The organism is Plesiomonas sp. PI-19, assembly GCF_021368255.1.
GTDB lineage: Bacteria > Pseudomonadota > Gammaproteobacteria > Enterobacterales > CAMTGL01 > Plesiomonas > Plesiomonas shigelloides.
The window spans coordinates 131,808-146,573 of record NZ_JAJNMQ010000002.1 but is presented as its reverse complement, the minus strand read 5'-3'; the positions used below and the strand labels follow the sequence as shown (position 1 = coordinate 146,573).

Sequence of the window (14,766 nt, the reverse complement as noted above, 5' to 3'; positions counted from 1 at the left end):
TCGGTTCACGCCGCCGGTATACTGACCGGTTGCCGCCAACAAAAAAGCCGTGGCGCACGATGCGCGACGGCTTTTTTATCGCTGTCATTAGCGTCTATCGTAAACCGACATTCAGCTTAATTTCAGGCTAACGAAATCCTTCAGACGCGAGAAGACCCCTGCTTCTTTGACGGCCGACAGCGTGTAGAGTTTTTCACTCCCGATCACCTGATCGTGATACACGTACTCAATCACCCCAACTTCAGTACCCTTCGCGACCGGCGCTTTCAGGTCTTTATCTTTCAGGGTATAGCGTACACGCAGCTCGTGTGCAGCCCCTTTTGGCAAGGTGAAGAACAGGTTATGACCAGCCCCGAGCTCCGCGTATTTGTCCTGACCGTACCACACCTTTTCACGGGTGATCGCGCGATCTTTTTGTGCCAGCTGCACGGTTTCAAAATTGTTTTGTCCCCACAGCAGCAGCTTTTTAGCCTGCTCTTCACGGCCTTTGCTGCTGGCCGCGCCCATCACTACCGCAATCAAGCGTTGCCCTTCACCATCAATGCTGGTGGCGACCAAGTTGTAACCCGCCGTCTCGGTGTGGCCGGTTTTCATGCCGTCAACATGCAAGGTTTTATCCCACAGCAGACCGTTACGGTTACGCTGAGTCACCCCATTCCAGGTCAGACTTTTCTCGCTATAAAACGGGTAATAGGTCGGTTCACTGTTGATGATGGTCTGTGCCAGCACTGCCATATCGCGCGCGCTGGAGTATTGCCCCGGCGCATCCAAACCATGCACCGTTTCAAAATGGGTATTCGGCATATTGAGCAATTTGACGTTGGCATTCATCTGCTCAACAAATTGTTGCTGACCCCCACTGACATAATCGGACAGCGCCACGCAGGCATCGTTACCGGAATCAATGATGATCCCGCGCAGCAAATCACTGACTGTCGCTTTATCGCCGGGTTTCAGGAACATCAGCGAGGAGCCTTTAAACACCGGATTGCGGGTTGCCCACGCATCGTTGCCGATAGTGACCGGATCGTTGAGGGTGATGCGTCCTTCATCCAGCGCCTGCTCGGCCACATAGGTAGTCATCAACTTGGTCAAGCTGGCTGGGTTACGCCGCTCATTTTCATTGGCCGCCGTCAGGATTTGTCCTGTACGGGCACTCATCAACACCCAAGAGGCCGCATCAATGTGCGGAGCGCGCAAAGGCATGTCGGTATCGGCATGGGCGGTACTCGCCACCAGCAGCGCGGCTAACGTAAGTTTGCTAACAATATTCAAAACAGATCACCGTGAATAATAACCAATACCGGCTTTATCGGCCGGACACTGAGCCTCTTGCGTACCTACAACGAATGGCGCAATGTCACGCCATGCATTTTCTTTCATTCGCCCAGCCACCCATAAAGGCGACAATGTGGCAGCTAAAGCAGGCCGAGGCTCTCAGGCTGTGTCAGCCAAAAACAGCGGAACCCAAAAACAGCGGAACAATGTATGCGTTCTTGGCGCGCTAACATACCGCAGACAGGAGGGATAAGTGTAAAAAACAGAGGGAAAATACGTACAGATGTAACAACCGGCGAAAAGCGCAGCAATTGCGGGCCTTAGCGGCCCCCATGGCGGTGATTTTGTCAGCAAATCCCCGGTGGCCATGCCAGCGAGTGAGCCGAAAAAACATGCAGAGCAAACGCGCCACCCCACAGGCGGCTCTACATACGAACTGCGCTTACAGGGAAAGGGTTATTGCGGCCATATCGCAACTTAAGCGGCATTGTCCGCAGCCATTACAGCTATCGTCGACTTGCGGCAGTTGGCCTGCCGTTAAGGTGATAGCTTGTTGTGGACACTGCTCTGCGCACAGACCACACGCCATGTGCGCCTGAGTACAGCGGGCGCTGATCTGGGCTCGTACTGCGAATCGCCAAGAGCGATCACTGCGCAATGCGCCGGATGGACAGGCGCGTGCGCACGCCGCGCAGCCCTCGCACCACCGCTCAGCATAATCAAATCGGCTTTGCCCCTGCGCATCCAGCGACAGTGCCTGCACCGGACACGCACGGACACACGCCCCGCATCCGGTACACAAGGTCTGAAACTCACGCTCCTCGGCGCTGTAAGGGGGGCGACAGACATTCGCCCGCATCGGCATACTCGGCGCCGGCTCCACAGGACGCTCAGCGGCCCAATTCATGCTCAAAAAGCGCCGCCGCGACAAAATGCGCGGGTTTTCCAATCGCTCGGCTAATCGTTGTGTGGTTTTCATGTCAGGCTCTTTTCATCTCCACGCCAACAAGGTTCGTTACCGGCGTACAGACAGATGACTTAACGAAATAGCGGCTTGTTGGCCACCGTCACATCCAGCGTCTGCGCCAAATCATGCAGATAAATACGCGCTAACTGCCCTAACTCTTGGTAAAACGCACTTTCTCCACTGTCGATCAGCGCATCCAAATAAGCGTATGCCCACGGCAGTAAGTGCTCGGCCAGCAGCTGCTGCACCTGCGCGGTTTGCTGCTGTTCGGTTAATAACGCCAGAGTCATCAACATCAAGCCAAAGTGATCTTCCGGTTCATGCTGCTGCGGGGTAAATTGCAATCCACACTGCTGCAAAAACTGTCGATAGGCCAAGGTACTGTCGCCCATCAATAGCCCTTCGTGATCCAGATATACCGAACCCCACGGCGGTGCTGGCATGCTGCCTTGGCCAATAAACAGCACACTGTGCTGATACACCAAAGTTTCATCCAGCATGGGTAATTGGCGCAGCAAAGGCGCGGCTTGCGCTTGGCAAGAGGCCGGCAATAAACCTTTAACTTCATCCAGCACACCGAGCGCTACCTGAAATTGCGGGTCGGTGGGTGGACAGTAAAACAACACCCCTAAAAGTCGTGGGATGACCGCCAGTGATGACATCATGCTTCCTTCAAGATTTTTTGATTTTCGATGCCTGAGTGCTCTTGCTATGCACCGATCATGGCTCGTTCTGTGAGTTTCGCGCTCGTTTGCGTTTCACTTGAGGCGGTGTACGACCCCGATTGGACACCGTACACCGCGATGGCTTTACACCGTGCTCGCTTTATCGCTTGCCACGCTTGTTCTGTATTCCCAGCCAAGGCTGCAAGCGAGCGTTCAAGTCCGCGTGATTACATGCCGATTTTCCACAGGTCGTAAAACGCAATGCGCCCTAACAGCTCAGCCGCGATCACCGCCACAGCCACCAGCGCCGGTAACCATTTCGGCTCCTGACGCGCCGCCAGCAACAACGCCAGCGCCAATAGCGCGGTTTGCAGTTGCCATAAGCCGGTCACCGCCGCCAAGGCCGCGCCTCCACTGCTGGCAATAAACGCGGCATAGCCCAACTTGGTGGTAAGCGCAGCCACAATGCCCAGCCCCATCACCCAACGCGCCCATGTCACGCCCAGCGCGCAAGCCAGTGCGCCGCCACCAATGAACACGGTCAACAGGTGCATCAAGGTGACATGCCCGCTCGCCCAATGCGGCACGGTATCCAGCTGATAGATTTGCGGGATAGTCCAGACAAACAGTAGCCCCACCGGCACAGCAACGCCGAGCAGCGCACGACTTAAGCCCGGCGCAGCCTGACGCCAGCGCAATAGCGCACCTAAGCCCGCACAAGCGATGAAAATCCCCGACAGCACAATCTCATTGCTCATCGGTGAGCGACCAACGCCAGCCAGCATGTTCAGCGCGCGCAGCGGTTGCCCAAGGTGCACACTGCCCATTACGCCGCCGAGCGCAAACAGCGCCACGACGCCCAGCAATTTGATGCTGGCGCAGCGATCGCTACCGACCGGCTGGCGCGCTTGCCATAACAGCAACAGAAGATAAGCACCGACCGCGCTTTGCGTCAGGACGGTGAAAAAAACCAGCGGTAATTCATGCATGATCACACCTCCCTGGTGTTAGCAACCTGACCATCTTGACTACCCGACGGGCGGGCATCCGGATGCGGTTTGATGATCAAATTCGGCTGCGTCAACGACGGTGACGGCAACGGTGCAAACGCATTTTGCGTGCCGTACTTAGCGCGCAACTGCTCGATCGGGCCAAAATCCAGTGCACGCTGTGGACAGGAACGCACGCACACCGGCTGCTCGCCCTTGGCAACGCGGGTGTAGCAACCGTCACACTTAGTCATCACCTTTTTCTCGGCATCAAACTGTGGCGCGCCATACGGACAGCGCATCTCGCAGTAACGACACCCGACGCACAGATCCTGATCGACCACCACCAGTCCGTCTTCGGCACGCTTGTGCATAGCGCCAGTTGGGCAGCCAGTGACACAGGTCGGGTTCGAGCAATGGTTGCAGCTGACCGACATGTAATAGTGGAACACATCGGACTGCCACATACCGTTACGCTGCTGCCAGCCACCACCGACGTATTCATAAACCCGCCGCAGTTTCGGACCAATATCCAGATCCTTTTCATCCTTACAGCTCACCTGACATGTTTTACAGCCGGTGCACTTGGATGAGTCCAGAAAAAAACCATATTGAGTAGGCATACTGTTTTACTTTCCTTAAACCTTCTTCACTTCGCACAGGTTAGTCAGCTGCGGGTTCCCCTTCGACAGCGGGGAAGGATGCATCGTGGTCAGGGTATTGATACACCCGCCGACATCCACGCCATCTTTGTTGGTTTTCCGCCATGCCCCTTGCGGCATCGAGACCACTCCCGGACGGATCCGCGGTGTCACTTTAGCCGCCATCCGCACCCGGCCGCGGTCATTGAAAATCTCCAGCAGATCGCCATCCTGAATACCGCGTGAGGTCGCATCCAGCGGGTTAATCCACAGGGTATCGGGCACCGCTTCGCGCAATACCGCTACCGAATGGTAGGTGGAGTGTGTGCGACCTTTGGTGTGGAAACTGGTGAGTACCAGCGGGTATTTTTTCAGCAACTCCGGATCGCCATCGACCCCTTCGCGCACCGGCACATACTCAGGGATGGGGGTGATTTTGTCCCACTTCGGATCTGGCAGCGTCCATTCTTGGGCAATGGTCGCTAGGCGTTCGGAGTAAATCTCAATCTTGCCGGACGGGGTTTTCAGCGGATTAGCCTGTGGATCACTGCGGTAATCTTGCAGCGCGACATATTTGCTACTGTCCGCTAAACGGCGGTCTACCACGCCCATGCCATCGGTTTTGGCAAACGGCGGCAGATTCGATTGCGGATTCATCTTGCGGGTTTCCTCGTAGCAGTACTCCACCCAGCCATTCACATCACGCCCTTCGGTGAACTGCTCTTCAATCCCCAGTTTGCGCGCCACTTCGGCAAACACATCGTAGCTTGGGCGATTATCAAACAGCGGTTCAATGGCATTTTGCAGACGGATAAAGTAGTGATACGCCCCTGATGCATAGGAGTTATCCACCAGATCGTTTGACTCCACCGAAGTGCAATCCGGCAGCAACAGATCGGCATAACGCGCCGTGGCGGTCATGTGGTTATCCATCACCATAATGAACTCACACTGGCTCTCGTCTTCCAAAATCTTGTGCGTCAAATTGAGATCAGAGTGCTGGTTCATCATCACGTTACTGGCGTAACTCCAGATAAACTTGATGTTTTGCGATAACGCCTCAGAGCCGCGCAATCCACTGTTTTTACTGGTGAACTTACTTCCGTGCATGATGGCATCGGCCCACAAGAAACAGGGAATTGACGCTTTCACCGGATTTTTGAATGGCAGTTTTTTCAGTGGATAAGAAACATTGCCGCCCCAGTTACCGGAGTTCGTTCCCGGTCGGCCAAACTGTCCGGTGATCACCGGCAGCAACATAATGGCCATGGCGGTCTGCTCACCGTTCGAAGCCCGCTGCGCCGACCAACCTTGTGAGATCCACGCCGCTTTCGCCGCAGTCAGCTCGCGCGCTAACTGGCGGATCTCTTGCGGTGCAATGCCGGTAATTTGGCTAGCCCACTCCGGCGTTTTAACCGTTTTGTCCGCGCCTAAACCCAGCACATAGCTCTTATAGCTTGAGTTAGCCGGTGCCGAGGCTGGCAACGTACTTTCATCAAAACCCACGGCATAGCGGTTGATTTGCGCTTCATCGATCAACTCTTCGGTCAGCATGGTATGTACCATCGCTGCAACCAAAGCAGCATCCGTGCCCGGATTAATCGGCAGCCACGTGGCATTAAACGCCGACACGCTATCGGTACGACGTGGATCAACGATCACCACCTTCGCGCCGCTTTGGCGTAAGGCATCAAATGTTTCAGTGATCTGACCGCCACCTGACATCCGCGTTTCGGCAATGTTCTGACCGAACATCAAGACAAAATCGGAATGGCGAATATCGGAGAGCAAACTGGCTTGCGGTGAACCATACAAAAACGGCTCAATCACACCGATGGATGCGGTCGAATAGGTGGTGTACTGGTCAAGGAAGCCGCCCATCAATCCCAGCAAGCGTTTGCCTGCACTGCGGCCTTGAATGTTGGCTCCGGTAGAACCACTGCCGTACTGATAGTACACGGCTTCATTGCCATATTTATCAATGGTGTAGCGCAATTTATCGGCGAGAATCGTGGTAGCCTCATCCCAGCTGATCGGCACGAACTTGCCTTCACCACGCTTGCCAATTCGCTTCATTGGCGTTTTGAGGCGATCGGGGTTATAGGTCTTCCAACGCACTGAGCGGCCACGCAGACAAGGGCGGATCTGGTGCTCGCCCATCACCGCATCATTGATGCCATTTTCAGTATCAATGCGTACGATCACGCCATCTTTGGTGTGCACTTTCAGCGGGCAACGGCTGCCACAGTTCACCAAGCAAGCACTGTACGAAACTTTGGTCCCGTCATCGCGGGTCACCAATGCGGGTTCTGACTTTGCGTTTACTTGAAATGGCAGCGATAACGAACTGGCCACAGCCAATGCGCCTCCCCCTTTTACGCCCATCTCAAGAAATGAGCGTCTGGATACCTCGCAATTCAGGTATTCCGGATTACCTTTGCTCATATCACTCCTTAAATCGCCTACACCAAAATAAACCATTTAAAATGGAAATCCTTTTTTACAAAAATACCCTAAACGGGTTACCGGTATCATGGCTTGATAGATATCAAAAACTGGCCGGTAATTTTTATTGAGGGAAATAATTGCTGGTGAGGTCAAAAATATTATCCTGTCGCCTCAATATAATGAGGCAAGCTGTTTTATTTTGAATGAGAAAATGAATGAATATATAGATAAGTGTGCAAGGTGCAAATAAATAACAAGGTGACAAATTATTTAACGTAAGCGATGCGGTCGCCATACAATTGAATTGGGCGATGCAAGAAGTAACGCAAAGAAATGATGGCGTACAATTCAGTGAAATAATAAATACCGCCCATATAGCGGCACTAACAATAACAATAACGGCAACGGCAACGGCAACGGCAACGGCAACGGCTCAGTGTAATGGAAACCGATCAGGCCAACCACGAATTGACAAAACAAGCCTAATGAGATGATTAGGCCCTATCCATAGCCTCATGCGTGGCAAAGCCGCGTAGTTAGTGCCCTCTGGCCGCCTGCACCTGCGCGAACGCAGCCCAAAAATGGCGCGCCTGTACCAAGATCTGCTCATCCGGTAATTGATGCCAAATACTCTCACCCCACAAGCTTAACAGTACCGATTCGCTATCGGTAATTTGCGCCTCGCGCTGCTGACTTGGGCTTTCCCCCGCGCTTTCTTGCACTAACAATTCTTGTGCTAACAAAGTTTGTGCTCGCGTAGCATCGACCAATTGGCTTTCGCTAGTTGATGCCTCAAGATCTGATTGATGACGCTGCAAAACACATAATGCTGCGCGGATCGCCGCCGTTTCATAACGCAAAATATCATGCGCATCCGATTTAATATGAAACTGAGATGCCAATGCGGTCAACTCGGTCAGCAGTAATTCCCCTTCGATAATCAGTGCCGCTATCGCCATGACCGTTCTCCTTAGTGCTCTTGTCGTCAATATTGTTTTTATCCATAAAAACAATTAATTCTTATTCGCAATTTACTGTGCAGCCATTTTCCAATCTGAGTATAACTTTCTGGTGTTGATATTTTTAGCCGGTGACTAACGGCATCAACTTACGCCTTCCCTATTTTTTATTTTGCTCCCCCTTGAATTAAGCATAATCGAGCTACCCATAATTACCTATTTGAACCGCGCACATTTTTCAGCGCAACGCTGGGGAATTTGCCGCTATCTTGCAAAAAGATGACAACAATAAGAGGAGAAATAGTCATAACAATTCTTCTTTTACCGCCCTGCACGGCTTACACCGAGATGGGAGCTAAGCCGTGCAGGCACTGACAGATATGCTAAAATGCGGCAACATCCTGATATCACAACTCAAACACGGACTTACGGATGAGCCACTTACCTGTCACAGACGCAGAGCCTAGTCGTGCGCTGTATCGCCGCATTCCGGCAATTGAACAACTGCTGCGTCACCCGCAGATCCAGCCTCTTTTGGCACATTACGGCAATACCCTGATCACCGAGCAATTACGCCAACTGCAACAGCTGGCGCGCCAGCATATTCAAACCCTCCACTCTCTGCCAAATTGGAGTGACGATTGGCCACAAGCGCTGCAGCATGCGTTGCAACAACGCCGTCTGGCGCCGCCGCGGGTTTTTAACCTCACTGGCACAGTATTGCATACGAATCTCGGCCGCTCCCCGATGGCGGAGGCGGCAGTTACTGCAGTAAGCCAAGTGATGCGCCACCCTGCGGCACTGGAGTTCGATCTCGATGCCTCCGCACGCGGCCATCGTGACCAACAAGTCGCCCAGTTACTGTGCCGTTTGACCGGCGCCGAAGATGCCTGCATCGTGAATAACAATGCCGCTGCCGTGTTGCTGCTGTTAGCCAGCATGGCCGCCGGACAAGAGGTGGTGGTATCACGTGGGGAGTTGGTGGAGATCGGCGGCGCTTTTCGCGTACCGGATGTCATGCGCCAAGCCGGTTGCCTGCTACATGAAGTGGGCACCACTAACCGCACCCACTTGCGCGATTACGAGCAAGCCATCAATCCACACACCGGCTTGCTGATGAAAGTGCACACCAGCAACTACAGCATTCAAGGCTTCACTGCCGAGGTCTCGCATGCTGAATTAGCCGCCCTTGGCCAGCAGCATGGGTTACCAACCGCAGTGGATTTGGGCAGTGGCTCACTGATTGATCTGACTGCCTATGGTCTACCCGCTGAGCCGATGCCGCAGACGCTGATCGCACAAGGGATCAGTCTGGTTTCTTTCTCGGGCGATAAACTGCTCGGCGGCCCGCAAGCCGGGATCATCATCGGCAAACGCGACCTGATTGCCAAGTTACAGCGTCACCCTCTCAAGCGTGCGCTACGCGCCGATAAAATGACCCTCGCCGCGTTAGAAGCCACCTTGAACCTGTATCTGCAACCCGAGCACCTGCGCCGTGACCTGCCAGCTCTGCACCTACTGACGAGAGAGCAATCCCAAATGCGAGCTGCAGCCGAGCGGCTAATCCCGATTTTGCAACCACTGTTCGCTGATACTTTTGCGATCGCCTCCGCAGCTTGCGCCTCACAAATCGGCAGTGGCTCACAACCGCTCGACCGCTTACCCAGCTGGGCACTGACCTTTACCCCGCATGATGGACGTGGCGCAACCTTACTGACACTGGCCGACCAATGGCGACGCTTGCCACTACCGGTCATTGGCCGCTTGCAGGAAGGTCGTTTATGGCTCGATCTTCGCTGCCTGTTGCCTGACGATGAAGCCTTATTCCTGAGCCAGCTCAGTGAACGCTATGCCGCATCGCAGAGCAAGCCGGTTCATCCTCAGTCCGACACTCAATCTGCCCCCTCAGCCGTGACAACCGTAACGGCCACAGCCGAAAAAAACCTGTTAGGAGGCGCTCTATGCTGATCGCCACCGCCGGCCATGTCGATCACGGCAAGACCAGTTTGTTACAGGCATTAACGGGGATTAACGCTGACCGCTTACCCGAAGAGCAGCGCCGCGGCATGACCATTGATCTGGGGTACGCCTATTGGCCGCAACCTGATGGCCGCGTGATTGGCTTTATTGACGTGCCTGGCCATGAGAAGTTTTTGGCCAACATGCTGGCCGGGATTGGTGGTATCGATCATGCCTTGCTGTTAGTCGCCTGCGATGATGGCGTCATGCCACAGACCCGTGAGCATTTGCATTTGTTGCAACTGAGCGGTGTTCCGACGCTTAGCGTAGTGCTCACCAAAGCCGACCGAGTGTCTGCCGAGCGTATCGAACGTGTCAGCCACGATGTGCAGCAGTGCTTATCTGAGTATGGGCTAGATGCTATGGGGATTTTTATTACCGCCAGCACCACCGGCCAAGGCATTGCGGCGCTGCAAGATCATCTGCGCACCCTCTCCCCTGCGTCGCGCGCGTTAGACAGACCCTTTCGCCTCGCAATTGACCGCGTGTTTACCGTCAAAGGCGCAGGCACCGTGGTCACCGGCACCGCGCTTGCCGGCCAAGTGCAACTCGGTGATAGCTTGCAACTTTGCAGCGCGCGCCAGCAAGTAACGGTACAATCCGTCACCGTGCGCAGCCTACATGCACAAAACCGCCCAACCGAGCGTGCCAGCGCAGGTGAGCGGATTGCCCTGAACCTGCGCGGCACGGATCCGGCAAGCATTCAGCGCGGAGACTGGTTACTCGCCAGCGCCGCAACCACTAACCCACACCATGCCGATGCGCCGCCATACTGTGACCGTCTAATTGTCAGCCTAACGCCCGCCACCGCGTTCAGCCATTGGCAGCCGCTGCATATTTACCATGCCGCCAGTCATGTAACGGGGCGACTAGCCTTGCTGAGTGAACCGGCGAGCACAAACGCCGATTCGACCACACAGCCAACGCTCGCCGAATTACGCCTCGACACACCATTACTGCTTACCGAGCAAGACTGCCTATTACTGCGCGACATCAGCGCTCGACAAACCTTGGGCGCAGCCCTCGTGGTGGACTTATTTCCACCGCTACGTGGCAAACGCCGCCCCGAACGACTCACTTTCTGGCAGCACTACCAATCGATTCTGAGCGATGACGCCAAAGCACTTGCGCTACGCCTCACCCAAGGCGCTTTAGACCCTGTTCAATTTGTGTGGTCACGCCAGCTACCGAGCCAGACACTCAGGCAACTTTGCCAGCAGGCACAGGTTATCCATGCCGGCGATCATCTACTCAGCACAACACACGCAGCAGAGCTACATCAGCGTTTATTGACCGCGCTCAGCACATTTCATCAGCAACATCCCGACCAACCGGGTGTCAGCCTCAGTCGTCTACTGCGCATAGCGTTGCCCGCCGAGCCCGTCCGCTGCGCCGAAGCCCTGCTACGCCAGTTGCTACAAGACGGCCTGATATTACACCGTCAAGGTTGGCTGCACCTGCCTACTCACAGCGTCAGCTTCAATGCACAGCAACAGCAACAATGGGCGCTCATCCTACCCCACCTACTCGCTGATACAGCGTGCTGGGTACGCGACTTGGCCCACGCGTGTGAATTAGAAGAAAGTGCCGTGCGCAGCTTGCTTAAAAGCGCCGCCGTGCAAGGCAAAGTGACCGCTATTGTGCCTGATCGCTACTGCTTGCAGTCTTGCTTATTGCACTGCGCTGAACTCATTCGCACACAACAGACCACACAAGGCAGCACATCTGCCGCCGATTTTCGCGATCAGCTCGGCATTGGCCGTAAACTGGCGATCCAGATCTTGGAGTACTTTGATCGCAGCGGATTTACCCGCCGGCGTGGCAACGCGCACCTACTTCGCGATCCGCTGATGTTCACGCTTGCAGAAGAAATGTCATTTACGCAGCAACCGACTAACGAAGTAAACTTAGGGAATAGTATCGGGCGAGCACGTCAAGAAACGCACCATGAGGCTGACATGGTAAACACCACTATCGATACGCTAACTGCACCCGCTACACCGGCATAAAACACGCAGGAATAATGCCAGCATTTCGCTCTGGCATTATCCCTGAATATCTTTATAATTGAGCACGTTACTGCACATATTGTATACATCTATGCAATAGACTATATCATGGAAGATCGTCGTTTCCGGTGAGGCGGCTGGACTTCAAATCCAGTTGGGGCTGCCAGCAGTCCCGGGCAGGTTCAACTCCTGTGATCTTCCGCCAATTAAGCTCTCCTGAACTCACCCCTCGTCAACAAATCGATTGAAATTCAATAAAAATCGGTAAGTGTTTGCATATATCAAGAACAGCGTCCAAGCAGTAATTTTTAAAATATCAATTCCACTAGTAATTTTAGTTATTTTCACGCGCCTGCAGACAACGCTGTAAATGCTTATTCTTCTTACCTTCCATAATAATCGCTGTATCATCAATAACCGCTATCTTTCGCGATAGACTATCCATAGCGTGCAATGCACTGATCTCATAAGCATATAGCTCGCCTTCAACAGGAATTCTAAACTCCTGCTTATAACCCGATTTAATGGGCTCGCTAATGGGTAAAAACAGTGGATTTTTGGGATGACAGTTTTTATCGAACGGTGTTACAACGATGAAACCAGCATACACGTCTGTCTCTCCTTTATTTTCCAATGTACCTCCTATATAAAACTCACCATTCAGCCCCACTCCCATATGAAACAATAAGTGAAGACTTTGCTCCGCGTGAACACTTGACGAGAACAAAAACAGCGAAGTAATAATCACCAAAAGTATATTATTAACCATGAGCATTTTCATTACAAAAGGTCAGGCCAACATTTTTATTTAAATTAATAAACAAATTCAAAATCCACATCAATATAAACGTTAAACAATTTTTAAGCATCAATCTGTTTTACATGCTACATGATATGGACTATTGTCAGTGATAGATATAAATTCACTACCATCAAAAAGACTCACATCGTAATGTTTCTCACCGTAGGGCGGCATCAAGCCAGAATCACTCGCCCAATATGAATTGGACGAACCACCACAACGAGCTGATTGTAGAGGCCAGCCATACTTTGTACTCATTTCGTAGCTATTTGTTGATGTAGTATACGAATTAAATAACTGTTTCAATTCTGAGACGCTAGGTAACCTAGCACCTTGCGCTTTACAATAAGCATCAGCTTGAGACCAATTAAAAGTAGCTGCCGATGGTTTTATATATCCAGGAATAGTATCAAATACAACTTTCACCCTAACTTCGCTCGAACTCTGTTTATCCCCAATTTTGGGGTCCCCAGATTGAGAACGCGGTGTAACATCGACTTTAACATTAACATCCTTGCATTCGACACCAATACCCGTTACAGGGTCAAATACCGGTTGATAAGAGTCTTGGGTTTGATTTTTAACTTCCTTACCATTGTAGTACCATGTTATTAATGGGGCAGACTCCATATCATTATCAGTATCACTGTATTGATAAGACATAAATAATCGGTCACCAAAAACTGGATCTAGATTGTCTATCTTAACACCGCTCGCAATAGGTTTATGCCCCACCACTGGCGGCGTCAAAGAGCTATTCATGCCATATGAAAATGAGTGACTATAAATAACAACAAATAGCAGAATTACTTTCTTATAGTCAATAAACATTCCATACCCCATACTATACAATCCGTCTTCTGAGAATAATTGACTATGCTAAAGCCGTTGGGTGATAGCATAGAAAATGAATGCGATCATTATTTAACTTTAGCTTCTGCGACAATAGCTAAGCCTTGATGGCGAGTATGCGGCATATATGTTGCACCATTAACCCCATCAGTAATAATGTTGTATGTAATACCATTGTCCGCTGTGGATTTCCACGATAAATTATATGTATTGGTATCGCAGAGACTAAAATCACTAACCGGTGCACCTTCAAATTTACAGCTTGCCGTCATTTGACTAATACCAACGACAGGGCGTCCATTAGAACCGATGCCATGAAGGCTCTCATCATTTGCAGGGCTGATAAAATCAACTTTAATATTTGCTGTTGTTGGGTCAATAACTTCACCGCCACTTCCGCCGCCAGTGAGTGCTTGGCTATTAATGGTTACCTGATTACCAACAGTACCCACGCCATTTTTTGCCTCAACCGTCAGCTCTAATACACTACCGACATCGCCTAGCGTTAACAAATATCCATCAACGACTTGTGAATTAGTCACTGCCATCCCAGAACTAACAGCTGCAGCGGTGGAGCCAAGAGGACCCCATTGATATGTTGATTGGTCTCGATTATCACCACCATTTGACTCAAATACATAAGTAGCATTAATAACCTGCCCCAGTTGCAATGAGCCCGTCATCACGAGATTACTAATACTTGGAGCGGCACTAGCGTTGAAACCTACAAGCCCATAGTCCACCACCAGTACATCACCAATATTCGGATCACCACTAACGGTTTTAGGAATAACCTCTAACGTCAAGCGCTTACCCACTAAATCACTCTCTGTGATTAAAATATCAAACGTTGTCGTACTGTTAGCCATGGCAACGCCATCTAGCTTCCAGATATAACTGCGAGCAGTTTCGATATCACCATCAGTATCTTCAAATAAAAAATCAGTCTCATTAATAGCTATGCTATCACCCAACTGAATCGCCACTGGTTTCGTACCTTGAAAACTCAGTGTAGGTTTATGGCCAACAACTAATGGCGTCGGGTTAGATATCGCGGCATGAACACTCCCCGCCATAAATAATGATGAAATCATCACCGACAATACGTTTCTACTTTCCATTAAGATATCCATAGGT

The 14,766-nt window shown here is 51.9% G+C and carries 10 protein-coding genes, 1 tRNA gene and 2 pseudogenes; 3 read left to right on the top strand and 10 right to left on the bottom strand.

Annotated features, from left to right (window positions below):
• Positions 1-111: 111 nt before the first annotated feature.
• From LQ901_RS15595 to LQ901_RS15565, 7 genes are all read right to left on the bottom strand, one after another.
• Positions 112-1,275, bottom strand: coding sequence for a serine hydrolase (locus LQ901_RS15595; protein WP_152135563.1), 1,164 nt, complete (start codon positions 1,273-1,275; stop codon positions 112-114).
• 445 nt (positions 1,276-1,720) lie between these two features.
• The gene (locus LQ901_RS15590; RefSeq protein ID WP_233672419.1) at positions 1,721-2,257 is read right to left on the bottom strand and encodes a 4Fe-4S binding protein; all 537 of its coding nucleotides are present in this window, start codon (positions 2,255-2,257) and stop codon (positions 1,721-1,723) included.
• 59 nt (positions 2,258-2,316) lie between these two features.
• Positions 2,317-2,907: a Tat proofreading chaperone DmsD gene (dmsD, locus tag LQ901_RS15585; protein ID WP_178088310.1), complete on the bottom strand. Its 591-nt coding sequence runs from the start codon at positions 2,905-2,907 to the stop codon at positions 2,317-2,319.
• A 230-nt stretch (positions 2,908-3,137) separates the two neighbouring features.
• The gene (locus LQ901_RS15580; protein WP_233672418.1) at positions 3,138-3,899 is read right to left on the bottom strand and encodes a DmsC/YnfH family molybdoenzyme membrane anchor subunit; all 762 of its coding nucleotides are present in this window, start codon (positions 3,897-3,899) and stop codon (positions 3,138-3,140) included.
• Between the two features lie 2 nt (positions 3,900-3,901).
• Entirely contained in the window at positions 3,902-4,522 is a 621-nt protein-coding gene (locus LQ901_RS15575; protein ID WP_152135559.1) for a DMSO/selenate family reductase complex B subunit, read from the bottom strand.
• 15 nt (positions 4,523-4,537) lie between these two features.
• Positions 4,538-6,985 (bottom strand): DMSO/selenate family reductase complex A subunit, encoded by a 2,448-nt coding sequence (locus LQ901_RS15570; protein WP_152135558.1) that lies wholly within the window; start codon positions 6,983-6,985, stop codon positions 4,538-4,540.
• A gap of 539 nt (positions 6,986-7,524) precedes the next feature.
• Positions 7,525-7,947, bottom strand: a complete 423-nt coding sequence (locus LQ901_RS15565) for a hypothetical protein (protein ID WP_152136583.1) — start codon at positions 7,945-7,947, stop codon at positions 7,525-7,527.
• Between the two features lie 432 nt (positions 7,948-8,379).
• Between LQ901_RS15565 and selA the strand changes: the two are divergent.
• The 3 genes and pseudogenes from selA to LQ901_RS15550 form a co-directional block, all read left to right on the top strand.
• A pseudogene (gene selA / locus LQ901_RS15560) lies at positions 8,380-9,786 on the top strand (L-seryl-tRNA(Sec) selenium transferase); the annotation flags it as partial.
• Positions 9,787-9,908: 122 nt separating this feature from the next.
• Positions 9,909-11,822: pseudogene (gene selB, locus LQ901_RS15555) on the top strand (selenocysteine-specific translation elongation factor); the annotation flags it as partial.
• Positions 11,823-12,085: 263 nt separating this feature from the next.
• Positions 12,086-12,180 (top strand) — tRNA-Sec (locus LQ901_RS15550).
• 129 nt (positions 12,181-12,309) lie between these two features.
• Here LQ901_RS15550 and LQ901_RS15545 read toward each other — a convergent pair.
• The 3 genes from LQ901_RS15545 to LQ901_RS15535 all read right to left on the bottom strand — a co-directional run bounded on the left by LQ901_RS15545 (position 12,310) and on the right by LQ901_RS15535 (position 14,762).
• Positions 12,310-12,744: a hypothetical protein gene (locus tag LQ901_RS15545; RefSeq protein ID WP_152135355.1), complete on the bottom strand. Its 435-nt coding sequence runs from the start codon at positions 12,742-12,744 to the stop codon at positions 12,310-12,312.
• Positions 12,745-12,843: 99 nt separating this feature from the next.
• Positions 12,844-13,620, bottom strand: a complete 777-nt coding sequence (locus LQ901_RS15540) for an adhesion domain-containing protein (protein ID WP_152135354.1) — start codon at positions 13,618-13,620, stop codon at positions 12,844-12,846.
• A gap of 77 nt (positions 13,621-13,697) precedes the next feature.
• Positions 13,698-14,762: a hypothetical protein gene (locus LQ901_RS15535; RefSeq protein WP_218573911.1), complete on the bottom strand. Its 1,065-nt coding sequence runs from the start codon at positions 14,760-14,762 to the stop codon at positions 13,698-13,700.
• Between the last annotated feature and the right edge of the window lie 4 nt (positions 14,763-14,766).